The sequence below is a fragment of the Calditerricola satsumensis genome (assembly GCF_014646935.1).
Classification (GTDB): Bacteria; Bacillota; Bacilli; order Calditerricolales; family Calditerricolaceae; genus Calditerricola; species Calditerricola satsumensis.
In genome coordinates this window covers 1-10,849 of the sequence record NZ_BMOF01000065.1, presented here as the reverse complement: position 1 = coordinate 10,849, position 10,849 = coordinate 1, and the positions used below count along the sequence as shown (strand labels likewise).

At 60.0% G+C, this 10,849-nt stretch carries 8 protein-coding genes and 2 pseudogenes; 8 read left to right on the top strand and 2 right to left on the bottom strand.

Annotation, left to right across the window (positions count from 1 at the left end):
- Window positions 1-528: 528 nt before the first annotated feature.
- The 3 genes and pseudogenes from IEX61_RS11280 to IEX61_RS11270 all read left to right on the top strand — a co-directional run bounded on the left by IEX61_RS11280 (window position 529) and on the right by IEX61_RS11270 (window position 3,470).
- Complete coding sequence (locus IEX61_RS11280; RefSeq protein ID WP_188818116.1) at window positions 529-951, top strand: HIT family protein; 423 nt, start codon at window positions 529-531, stop codon at window positions 949-951.
- Window positions 952-1,102: 151 nt separating this feature from the next.
- Window positions 1,103-2,379: pseudogene (locus IEX61_RS11275) on the top strand (MFS transporter).
- 107 nt (window positions 2,380-2,486) lie between these two features.
- Complete coding sequence (locus tag IEX61_RS11270) at window positions 2,487-3,470, top strand: ornithine cyclodeaminase family protein (RefSeq protein WP_054670013.1); 984 nt, start codon at window positions 2,487-2,489, stop codon at window positions 3,468-3,470.
- Window positions 3,471-3,578: 108 nt separating this feature from the next.
- On the opposite strand, the pseudogene IEX61_RS11265 reads toward IEX61_RS11270, so the two are convergent.
- A pseudogene (locus tag IEX61_RS11265) lies at window positions 3,579-3,860 on the bottom strand (Crp/Fnr family transcriptional regulator); the annotation flags it as partial.
- 217 nt (window positions 3,861-4,077) lie between these two features.
- On the opposite strand from IEX61_RS11265, the gene IEX61_RS11260 reads away from it, so the two are divergent.
- From IEX61_RS11260 to IEX61_RS11250, 3 genes are read left to right on the top strand one after another with little or no spacing between them, the layout of a single operon-like run.
- A complete protein-coding gene (locus IEX61_RS11260) occupies window positions 4,078-5,772 on the top strand; it encodes a carbon starvation CstA family protein (protein ID WP_188818114.1) in 1,695 nt (564 codons plus the stop codon).
- A 41-nt stretch (window positions 5,773-5,813) separates the two neighbouring features.
- Window positions 5,814-6,089 (top strand): cory-CC-star protein, encoded by a 276-nt coding sequence (locus IEX61_RS11255; RefSeq protein WP_054670010.1) that lies wholly within the window; start codon window positions 5,814-5,816, stop codon window positions 6,087-6,089.
- A gap of 33 nt (window positions 6,090-6,122) precedes the next feature.
- A complete protein-coding gene (locus IEX61_RS11250) occupies window positions 6,123-7,124 on the top strand; it encodes an ArsA family ATPase (RefSeq protein WP_188818112.1) in 1,002 nt (333 codons plus the stop codon).
- Window positions 7,125-7,181: 57 nt separating this feature from the next.
- Here IEX61_RS11250 and IEX61_RS11245 read toward each other — a convergent pair whose 3' ends face one another.
- A complete protein-coding gene (locus IEX61_RS11245) occupies window positions 7,182-8,111 on the bottom strand; it encodes a pseudouridine-5'-phosphate glycosidase (protein ID WP_054670000.1) in 930 nt (309 codons plus the stop codon).
- A 212-nt stretch (window positions 8,112-8,323) separates the two neighbouring features.
- Here IEX61_RS11245 and IEX61_RS11240 point away from each other — a divergent pair, with 212 nt between their 5' ends.
- Together IEX61_RS11240 and scpC are read left to right on the top strand one after the other, a co-directional pair.
- The gene (locus IEX61_RS11240) at window positions 8,324-8,962 is read left to right on the top strand and encodes a LytTR family DNA-binding domain-containing protein (RefSeq protein WP_172673472.1); all 639 of its coding nucleotides are present in this window, start codon (window positions 8,324-8,326) and stop codon (window positions 8,960-8,962) included.
- A 195-nt stretch (window positions 8,963-9,157) separates the two neighbouring features.
- Window positions 9,158-10,672: a succinyl-CoA:acetate CoA-transferase ScpC gene (scpC, locus tag IEX61_RS11235; RefSeq protein WP_188818118.1), complete on the top strand. Its 1,515-nt coding sequence runs from the start codon at window positions 9,158-9,160 to the stop codon at window positions 10,670-10,672.
- Window positions 10,673-10,849: the final 177 nt, after the last annotated feature.

Genomic DNA, 10,849 nt, shown 5'->3' with positions numbered 1-10,849 from the left:
GGGAGAAAACGTGCGAATGAGTGAGCAAAACGGAGAAAAAGGGTTAGTCATTGAGGGAGGATTGAAAGTCAAGTCTCCGACCGTCCCAATGCCCTGCGCTAAACGTTGCAGAGAGTTGACTCGTTGCAAGAGGATTGAAAGTTGAACCCGTCGTAGAGGTCGGACAGGGCGCGCGCCGTGTTGCAGAGAGTTGACTCGTTGCAAGAGGATTGAAAGTTAATCGCGTACTCGACGTTGTACCCGCATTTGCGAAGCGTTGCAGAGAGTTGACTCGTTGCAAGAGGATTGAAAGGAGAGCACCAAGACCGTCGAGCCGTATGGGAAGCAGGCGTTGTAGAGAGTTGACTCGTTGCACCTGTAATGAATACATATGAGCTTGAGCATATAAAGGCGCTCTTGAGATCCATTGCCGTGGTTATGTACGGGGTGAAAGGACAATTAGGAAGTAAAAGAGTAAAAAAAGTAAAAATAATTATACATCCTGCTATAGTATGAGTAGTCGTTTGATTTAATTAAGGAGGGATACCTGTGAGCAACTGCATCTTTTGTGCAATTGCCCAAAATACGGCGCCTGCTTGGGTGATCTATGAAGATGAGCATACGATGGCGTTTCTGGACATCGCTCCAGCGACAGATGGCCACACCCTGGTGATTCCCAAGCGACACGTACGGGATCTCTGGGAACTTTCTGAGGCGGATGGTCGTCATGTGATGGTGGCGGCGAAGCGGGTTGCCGAATGGATCAAGCGGGCGCTTTCTCCGGACGGTGTTAACCTGTTTCACGCAACGGGAGCCGCGGCTTTCCAGAGTGTCTTTCACTTTCATCTCCACGTCGTCCCGCGGTACAACGGCGATAGGGTGCGAAAGCCCTGGGAGCCTCAGCCTGGTGACCGGGACAAGATGGCTGCCATCGCCGAGCGCATTCGCAGGGCAGCCGAGATGGGAGGGTAAGATCTTGATGAGGTGGGGCGAATCCCACCGGCGTTTGAACTTGCTCCTAGAGTCGCGGACAATCTGATGCCGCTTTATTCAGAGCCCAACCGTTATTCCTTCTTTGTACGGGTGCAAGGAAAACTCGCCGGGTTTGTGATGATCCGCGTCAATCGCGGGCGGTTCGAGGTCGCGGAGTACAAAGGCCACCGCCTTTCCCTGGTACGACTACTTTCTTTACGGAATGGTGGCATCGTTGATCTTTCATCAGCTGTTTTTTCCCGTCTGATGATCCGCTGATAAGCCTGATGCTTTCCTATTTAACGTTTGCGCTTTCTTTCTTCGTCCGGCCGCTCGGCGGGCTGATCTTCGGCCATATCGGCGGCCGGATCGGACGGAAAAAGACGCTGAACTTGACGCTCATGATGATGGGCATTGCCACCATGCTGATCGGCTTCCTGCCGGATTATCACACGATCGGCATTTGGGCGCCCATCTGGTTGATCCTGCTCCGGCTCATCCAGGGGCTGGGGATCGGTGGCGAGTGGGGTGGGGCCGTCCTTTTGGCGGTTGAGTATGCGCCCAAAGGCCGTCGCGGCTTCTTCTGCAGCGTACCCCAGATGGGCGTACCCATTGGTCTTTTGCTCGGAACCTTCTCCATGTCCGTGGCGAGCGCGCTGACGGGTGACGCCTTTTTGAGCTGGGGTTGGCGGATTCCGTTTCTCCTCAGCGCCGTGCTCGTTTTCGTCGGCCTGTGGATCCGAACCGGTCTGGACGAGACGCCAGTGTTCAAGGAGACCAAGAAAGCGGGGGCTGTGGCCAAAATCCCCGTCATCGAAACGTTCCGCTCCCACTGGAAATCGGTGCTGGTGGCGGTGGGGGCAAAAGTGGTGGAAACGGCGCCGTTCTACATCTTTTCCACCTTTGTCATTGGGTACGCGACGCAACACCTGGGGTTTGACCGGACCACGGCGCTCAACGCCGTTTCCCTTGCCACGCTGGTGACGACATTGGCCATTCCGTATATGGGCGTGCTGGCGGATCGGTTTGGCCGCAAACCGCTGTACATCGCCGGCACGGTTGCGCTGACGGCGTTTGCCTTCCCGTATTTCCTCCTGTTGAACACAAAATCGCCAGCCATGCTCATCCTGGCGACGGTGATCGGGCTCGGCATCTTTTGGGCCCCGGTAACCGCCGTGCTTGGCACGCTTTTCTCTGAGGTGTTCATCACCCATGTGCGATACACCGGGGTGACGATCGGCTACCAGCTTGGTGCCGCACTGGCGGGAGGGACGGCGCCGCTTGTCGCCACCACTCTTGAAAGCCTTTCACGGTTCGTGGGTCCCGGTTGCCGTTTACATGATGATCACGGGCCTGATCTCGCTGGTGGCGATCCTGTCGGTGCGCGAGACCAAGAACGTCGACCTCCGTTCTGTGGAATCCGCCTGATTGGATGGTGCCGAATCGCATGAAGCGCCAGACCGTTTTTCGGCCCTTGTGCAATGTTGGTGTTCTCGATTTCTCGCGCGACCTTCTTGGTGAAAGGAGAGGGTCCCTTGCTGATCATAACGGAGCGGGAGATTCGCCAGTTGTATTCGATGAAACGCTGTCTGGAGGACGTGGAGCGGGCGTTTCGCTACCACCGCGAAGGAAACACCGTCACGCCGGTGCGAACGGCGCTTCCGGTCGGGGCAGTCGATGCCCATGTCCTGAACATGCCCTCGTACGTCGGAGCGGTTCGACAGGCCGGCGTGAAGGTGGTGAGCGTGTTTCCCCATAACCCGGAGCAGGGACGGCCGGCGATCCAGGGGGTGGTGCTGTTGACGGACGGGGAAACGGGAGACCCCGTGGCGCTTCTGGATGCGGCCTACCTGACCATGCTGCGCACCGGAGCGGCCAGCGGCATTGCCACCAAGTACATGGCCCGCCATGACGCGCGCACCTGCGCGGTGCTGGGGTGTGGGGCCCAGGCGATCGGACAGATCCAGGCCGTTCTCGAGGTCCGGCCGATTGAGCGCATCCTGTTGTACAACCGGACCCGGGAGAGAGCGGAGGCCCTTCGGGAAACCCTTCGCGGCCAATGGGAGGGGGATGTGGTGGTCGTCGATCGGGCGGATGATGCCGTCGCCCAGGCGGACATCGTGATTTGCAGCACACGTGCAACCGCTCCCCTGTTTGACGGCACCCGGCTGAAACCCGGTACGCACATCAACGCGATCGGATCCTATCTTCCGCATATGCAGGAAATCGACGTGGCGACGCTTCACGCTAGCCACAAGATCGTGGTGGACACGCGGGAAGGGGTCCTCAGCGAGGCGGGGGATTTTCTCGTGCCGATGAGACAGGGAAAATGGAGCCCGGACCGCATCTATGCGGAGCTCGCGGAAATCGTCGCCAGGGAGAAGCCGGGGCGGGAATCCGATGAGGAAATCACCCTGTTCAAGTCGGTGGGCGTGGCGTTTCTGGACGTGGTGGTGGCGCATGGGGTGTATCGGCTGGCTCTGGAGCAAAAGGTCGGAACCCGCATTGCGTGGACGTAACGGGTTCTCGCGCTCCCATGGAGCAAAGAAAAAGCCGACGGGGATCGGGGCCCGGATCTCCCCGCCGCGGCGATTCCTCATTCGATGGGGGCTGGAGGTGCCTTTGGGTCAGACGCCAACAGCCCCCTTCGATTTTGTGAAGAGTTTCGATCCGATCTTTTTCACATAAGGCAAGACAACGTAATCAAGCCCGATTTTGCCGGCGTTTGCGCCTGCCACGATGACAAAGATGCTCAAGAGGACCATTTGGGGGTTGATGCTGGTGGTCCCGCTGAACATAAAGGCAAAGTTCATGACCATTCCAAAGAAGATGGCCGCAGTGGTCAGGCATCCGAGGATCAACCCCAGGCCCACCAAGAATTCTCCCCATGGAACGAGGAAGTTAAACAATGTTTAACAGGCATTGCTTACAACATGGTGACAATTCCTTTCTAAAAATGTGACGTCCCCCGAGGACGGGGGAGGGAACGTTGGCCCAATGACGAAGACGCCGGCCTCGCGTTGAAGAGATGAGCTTGGCGGAGAACGGGCCCCGTGATATAATGATTGACGCAAAAAACAGAACATTAAAATGAAATGGAAATGACGGATAAAGGGGGATGGGGGATTGAACGCAATCGTCCTGGTGCTGATCGGCTTTCTCATGTTTTATCTCGGGTACCGGTACTATTCCACGTTGATCGCCGAGCGCATCTTCCGGCTCGACCCGAATTACGTGACCCCGGCGCACCGGTATTTTGACGGCGTGGACTACGTGCCCACCAACAAACATGTCTTGTGGGGGCACCATTTCAGTTCGATCGCCGGGGCGTCGCCCATCCTCGGGCCGGCGATTGCCATGTTTTGGGGGTGGCTGCCCGGCTTCTTGTGGGTGGTGCTTGGAACCGTTTTTGCTGCGGGCGTGCACGACTTTGGGACGCTGGTCCTCTCCAACCGGCACAAAGGGCAGTCGATCGGCACGATCACCACCAAAATTCTTGGCCCGCGGGCCAAGACGATGTTTCTGCTCATCATCCTCTTCCTTATTCTGATGGTCAACGCCGTTTTCGCGTGGATCATCGCCAACCTGTTCATCAACTTCCCGGGCAGCGTGCTGCCGATCTTCATTGAGATCCCGCTTGCGGTTCTCATCGGGCTTTGGGTGTACAAACGCCGAGGGCGCTTGCTTGTGCCCTCGCTGATCGCCCTGGCCATTATGTATGCCTTCATTTGGGTCGGCTACAAGGTGCCGATCGATGTCCGCGGCTGGGTGGGGCAGGACAACGCCTTCGTTTTCTGGATTGTCGTGTTGATGGTCTATGGCCTCATTTCCTCCGTCCTCCCGGTGTGGGTTCTGCTGCAGCCGCGTGATTACATCAACTCGCACCAGCTTTTTCTTGGCCTGATCGTCCTGTACCTCGGGCTGTTCATCCTCCAGCCGGACGTGACGGCGCCGGCGGTGAACACCAACCTCCCGGAGGGATCGCCCCCGCTCTTCCCCCTGTTGTTCATCACCATCGCGTGCGGGGCGATCTCCGGGTTCCACGGCCTCGTCGCGTCGGGAACATCGTCCAAACAGCTCGACAAGGAGACGGACGCGCGCTATGTTGGCTACTTCGGCGCGATCGGCGAGGGGGCCCTGGGCCTGCTGTCCGTCATTGCCTGCGCCACGGCTTTTGCCACGCTGGACGACTGGCAGGCCCACTACGCCACCTTCCAGAAGGCGGGTGACGGTGCGCTCAGCGCCTTCGTCCTCGGCGCGTCACAGCTGGCGGAGGCGGTGGGCATTCCGAGGGATATCGGGGCCATCTTCATTTCCGTCCTCATCATCAGCTTCGCGGCCACGTCGCTGGATACGTCATTCCGCCTGCTGCGCTATATCCTCGTCGAATTGGGCAACGATTACAAGATTCGGCTCCTGCAGAACGGAAACGTCGCCGCCACGGTCGGCGTGCTGGTGAGCCTGTACCTCGTCTTCTCCACCGACGGGGGGAAGGGGATCGGTTCCGGCGGGTACGTCTTCTGGCCCCTCTTTGGGACGACGAACCAGCTTCTCGCGGGGCTGTCGCTGCTGGTCATCACGGTGTGGCTGAAGCGGCTCGGCCGCAACTACCTGCCGACCCTCGTGCCGATGGTGTTTGTCTTCGCCATGACGCTGTGGGCGATGGTGCTGAACATCCAGACCTACTTCGCGCAAAACAAGGTGCTCCTGTACACGATCGGATCGGCGATCTTTGTTCTTGCCCTGTGGATGATCCTTGAGGCGGTCAACGCCTTCCGCAAGCAACACACGCCACCGGGCGACCATACGGCTTCCTTGTGACGTCGGCACCAAAAGACCAAGGTTGGGGAGGGGGGATCCCGATGTCACGCCTGGGCCATTTCCGACGCGTGTGGAGCCGGCTGATGGACCTGTATGACGAGTTCTTCTATGTCCGGTATCGGTCGGCCGTGAAACGAGCGCACGACGACGCCGAGGACCTGTTTCTGCTGCTCGTGTTTTCCGAACTGTACGGGATCCCCAACCCCGTGTCGTACTACACGCTGGAACTGCTGCCCCACCTGCACGAACGCTTTCACGAGTGGCACCGGCGGATGGGAATGGAGCGCTCCCCGCTCGAGGGGATCCGCTGCTGCTGACGCTGGACGACGATATCGGAAAGGAGAGGGGCGATGGAGCGCCATATCCACCGACGCCTTGTCTTTTTCGGGGGCAAAGGCGGGGTCGGCAAGACGACGTGCGCCGCCGCCTTTGCCTGGGGCGCCGCTCGTGCGGGAAAGCGCACCCTGCTGGTCTCCACCGATCCGGCCCATAACCTCGGCGACCTCTTCGGCTGCGCGATCGGGGGCGAAGAGCGGGAGATCGCCGAAGGCTTATGGGCGCTGGAAATCGACGCCCAGCGGGAAGTTGACCGCTACCTGCGCCAGGTGAAGGAGAATCTCCGCCGCCTCCTGGGGGGACGGATGAGCGCGTCGGTGGAGCGACACCTCGAGTTGACCCGCCAGTCACCCGGCACCGCCGAGGCGGCGCTGTTCGATGGCATAGTGGACATCGTCCGGCGCGCCCCCGGGGCCTATGACCTTGTGGTATTTGACACCGCACCGACCGGGCACACGCTGCGCCTCTTGTCTCTTCCCGAAGTCCTGGGGGCATGGATCGACGGCCTCCTCCGTCGCCGGAAGGAGGTGACGGCGCTGCATCACCGGCTGCTCTTCGACGGAGGCGAACCGGCACCCGATCCGGTGGCCGAGGCATTGGCGGCCCGCCGAGAGGCCTTCGCAGAGGTGCGCGCCATCTTCCTCGATCCGGAGCAAACGGCCTTCGTCTTCGTGCTCGTGCCCGAGAAGCTGCCCATCCACGAGACGGCCAAGGCCATCGCCGTCCTCGAAGGACAGGGCATCCCCTGCCCCACGGTTATCGTCAACCGTCTCCTTCCGCCGGGGGACGGCAGCGCGTTTCTTGCCGCGCGCCGGGCCCAGGAGGCGAAGTACCTGGCGGAGATCGCCCGCCGTTTCGCCAACAAGGAGCGCATCACCCTGCCCCTCCTGCCGCGCGACATTGACGGACCGGAGGCCTTGGCCCAGGTGGCCGAACGGCTCTTTGCACCGGCGCAGGCCACGACGGGAGCCGCCGGCGGAACCTGGTGCGAAGAGCGGGCCCGCGAAAACAGGTAAGGCCGAAGGTTGGTGGCTCTACCAACCTTCGGCCTTGTTTTTCATGATCCACAGCGATTACAACGCGTTGCGGCAAAGCTCAGCATACGCCGCCGCGATCTCCGCCCCCACCCGCGCGTTGTGCTGGACCAGGGCGATGTTGGCCTTCAGGCTGGCGCCGCCGGTCAGCTCCTTGACGCGGCGGAGCAAAAAGGGCGTGACGGCCTTGCCGCGGATGTTCTGCGCCTTGGCTTCCGCCAGCGCGGTCTCGATGGCCTGGTGCACCGCCGCTTCGTCCAATGCGTCTTCCTCGGGGATGGGGTTGGCCACGACGACGCCGCCGTCGAGCCCCAGTTCCCACTTGGTTTTGAGCAGCGCCGCCACCTCCTGCGGCGTATCGAGCCGGTAGTCGACGCGAAAGCCGCTCCTGCGCGTGTAGAAGGCGGGGAATTCGTCGGTCTGGTACCCCACCACCGGCACGCCGTGGGTTTCGAGGTATTCGAGGGTCCGCCCGATGTCGAGGATCGCCTTGGCCCCCGCGCAGACGACGGCCACGTTGGTCTGGGCCAATTCCGTCAGGTCGGCGGAGATGTCTAGTGTTTCGTTCACGTCGCGGTGCACGCCGCCAATGCCGCCGGTGACGAAAACGGCAATGCCGGCGAGGCGGGCGGCGATCATGGTGGCGGAGACGGTGGTGGCCCCCATTTTGCGCTGGGTCAGCGCGTAGGGGATGTCCCGCCGGCTCACCTTGAGCACGTCGGACCGCGTGGCGAGCGCTTCCAGCTCGCTGGCGCTGAGCCCGATCTTGATCTTGCCGTCGACAATCGCAATGGTTGCCGGCACGGCCCCGCGTTCCCGGATGATGCGCTCGACGGCGCGGGCTGTTTCCAGGTTTTGTGGATAGGGCATGCCATGCGAAATAATGGTGGATTCCAGTGCGACCAGCGGTTTCCCGGCTTCTCGGGCCGCTTGCACTTCGTCGGAAAAGGCCAGCCATCGTTCGGACATGGGATCATCCCTCCTGCACCCACGGGCCGAAAATCAGCGAACCATTTCGAATCGCGCCTCAGCTAGAATAAAAGGGAAGGGGATTGAAAGGGCTCCCTCCCCGATTATCGGCGATGCGCCGCTGTGGCATCAATGGCTTCTCCGCGTTTGACCGCGGAATGGACCGGAAGCGGGTGAACGGGACAGATTCGGCGCAGGAAGGTGAGGGGCACATGGACGAGCGAGCGGCGTGGTTGACGTTCTCGCCTTCGGTCGTTGTCGCCGACGCGCAACGGTATGTGTACTACCGGCCGAGTCCGCTGATTGACCTGAAAATCCGTCCGGGCGACCCGATCAAACCCGGATCGGTGACCGATAAGGCGCTGCGCTTAGAACGTGAGGTGGCAGAATGGCGAGATGAATGCCTGTTTGGTGTTGCGTATTTCGGCCTATCGGTCCCGATCAAAGAGACCGGGCGTATGAAAGGCGTGGTCACCCTTATTTTCCCCCAGTCGTTTGCTTCCCAGGCGCCTTTCCCGCCAACTGCCTCGTTCTTAACCGTATGGGACCGTGAACGCTGGGTCCCGATTGCCGTGGAGGACATCATTTACTTAGAAGCGCAAAACCGCAAGACGTTCATTCAAGCAACCGGCGCTCAAGGTCTTCACCGGGCTCCGCTTTCGACGATAGAGAAATCCCTGCCGCCGGATCGTTTTGCTCGCATTCATCGGGCGTATATCGTCAACGTGCACCGGATCACGGAAATCCATCCCGATTCGCATTCCACCTTCCGGATCGTGATGTCTGACGGTTCGCGCCTGTACGTGAGCCGATCGTATGCGCCGCTGCTGCGCCGGCGGCTTGGATTTTAGCTTCACGAGCACTGCCCCCGGTGGCCGGCGCGGTCATACGTGCGGAAGCCGGCTAATGTTGCGCAAATGACCGTTGGGGTATAAAAATAGCCATTTGGTGCAAAACCTATCGATGGCCCACCCTTCCTTTGCTAAGGTTAAGAAATTGAAGACAATATGAAAGGGGAAGGGGATAGCGTGTTGGCAAACGAGGAAATGAAAGCGCTTCTTGGCGATTCCCGCCTTCATGAGCGCATCACCACGGCGGAAGAAGCGGCTTCGTGGATCGAAGATGGAATGACGGTCGGCTTAAGCGGTTTTACGCGCGCGGGAGAGCCCAAGGCGGTGCCGTTTGCGTTGGCCAACCGCGCGAAACAGGAGCCGCTCAAACTCAACATCATCACCGGGGCATCCCTCGGATCCGACGTGGATCGCGTACTGGCGGAAGCCGGCATCGTGCGGCGGCGTCTGCCGTACCAGAGCGACGATGTGATGCGGCAAAAGATAAACCGCGGCGAAATTCTCTACATCGATCAGCATTTGTCCCATACTGCCGAGTGGATCCGCGAAGGCGTGCTCCCCCCGATTGATGTGGCGATTGTTGAGGCGTTGGCCGTTACGGAGGAGGGCCTCGTCATCCCGACGACGTCGGTGGGGAATACGTCGCTTTTCGTCCAGCGGGCGCGACATGTGATTCTCGAGATTAACACTGCACAGCCGCGGGCGCTTTACGGCATTCACGACGTGTATGAAGTCGGCGAACGCGGCGCGCGGAAGCCGATTCCCCTCGTCAACCCGTCCGATCGCATCGGGTTGCCCGGTATCCCGGTGGATCCGGACAAAATTGTCGCGGTGGTCTTCACCCATCAGCCCGATTCGCCTTCTCCCATTACTGCACCCGATGCCGTGACAGACCAAATTGCGGCAAACATCCTTCAATTTTTGCGAAACGAAGTCGCCGCGGGTCGGCTCACACCGCGCCTTGCGCCGTTGCAGGCGGGCATCGGCTCGGTAGCCAATGCGGTGCTATACGGGCTGATGCATTCGGAGTTCCACGACCTGGAGTTTTATTCTGAAGTGCTCCAAGATGCTGTCTTTGATCTCATCGACGCGGGCAAAGTTGTGTTCGCTTCGGCATCGGCCATTACGCTGACGGAGAAGAAGATGCAAGAAGTCTTTCGGGATTTCGATGCGTATCGAAATCGTTTGCTTTTGCGACCGCAAGAAATTTCCAATCATCCGGAGATCGTCCGGCGGCTCGGATTGATCTCGATCAACACGGCGCTGGAAGCCGACATCTACGGCAACGTCAATTCCACGCACGTGCGGGGTACGCGGATGATGAACGGGATCGGGGGGTCTGGCGACTTTGCCCGGAATGCCCGTCTGGCGATATTCGTGACCAAATCGATCGCGCAGAAGGGCGCGGTCTCGCGCATTGTTCCGTTCGTTTCCCACGTCGATCACACCGAACACGACGTTGATGTTCTGGTTACGGAATACGGGTACGCCGATCTCCGAGGACTCGCGCCGATCGAGCGGGCACCGCTGATCATCGAACGATGCGCGCATCCCGATTACCGGCCGTTGCTGATGGAATACTACCGCGAGGCGTTAAAACGCGGGGGCCATACGCCGCACGTCCTCGAAAAGGCGTTGAGCTTTCATCTGGCATATGAGCGCAACGGATCGATGCGCACCGCCGCGGGTACCGGGGTGATCGGGCGGTAACAGAGTCGCAGGGCGCTTCCGGCCGACAAATTCCCTTCTTTAATATATGGGACATTCCTGCAGGCGCCTACAGGGGTAAAAAGATCTCAGATGAGCGTCACGGCCATTGCGTTTCTCCCGTGTCAACTCACATAAAAACCTAACCGAAGTGAAGCCGGTCACTCACGAGAAAATCTA

Excerpts from the sequence above, each read along its gene's own strand:
- IEX61_RS11250 (WP_188818112.1), top strand. The coding sequence starts at position 6,123 with ATGGAGCGCCATATCCACCGACGCCTTGTCTTTTTCGGGGGCAAAGGC.
- scpC (WP_188818118.1), top strand. The coding sequence starts at position 9,158 with ATGAAAGCGCTTCTTGGCGATTCCCGCCTTCATGAGCGCATCACCACG.
- IEX61_RS11245 (WP_054670000.1), bottom strand. The coding sequence starts at position 8,111 with ATGTCCGAACGATGGCTGGCCTTTTCCGACGAAGTGCAAGCGGCCCGA.
- IEX61_RS11240 (WP_172673472.1), top strand. The coding sequence starts at position 8,324 with ATGGACGAGCGAGCGGCGTGGTTGACGTTCTCGCCTTCGGTCGTTGTC.
- IEX61_RS11255 (WP_054670010.1), top strand. The coding sequence starts at position 5,814 with ATGTCACGCCTGGGCCATTTCCGACGCGTGTGGAGCCGGCTGATGGAC.